This window comes from Antrihabitans spumae, from assembly GCF_043944905.1.
GTDB lineage: Bacteria > Actinomycetota > Actinomycetes > Mycobacteriales > Mycobacteriaceae > Antrihabitans > Antrihabitans spumae.
The window spans coordinates 1-220 of record NZ_JBIMSN010000028.1 but is presented as its reverse complement, the minus strand read 5'-3'; the positions used below and the strand labels follow the sequence as shown (position 1 = coordinate 220).

Here is a 220-nt window from a genome sequence, read left to right as displayed (position 1 = left end):
CTCACCGGCGTCAGTCCAGCTGTTCCGGTCCTGCAGGATCTCGCGTTTGAGGGCGGCGTTGAACGATTCGGCCAGGGCATTATCGGCACTCGTTCCCACCGAGCCCATCGACTGCCGCACTCCGAACTGCTCGCAGAGCGCCGCGAAATCCTGTGACGTGTAGACAGATCCGTGATCGCTGTGGAATATCGCGCCGTCGAGGCTGCCCCGCAACAGACGC

The 220-nt window shown here is 63.2% G+C and carries 1 protein-coding gene; it reads right to left on the bottom strand.

What is annotated here, in order from left to right; genetic code table 11:
- Positions 1 to 220: DDE-type integrase/transposase/recombinase (locus ACHIRB_RS07545; RefSeq protein WP_395127656.1), on the bottom strand; the 220-nt coding region annotated here is incomplete at both ends.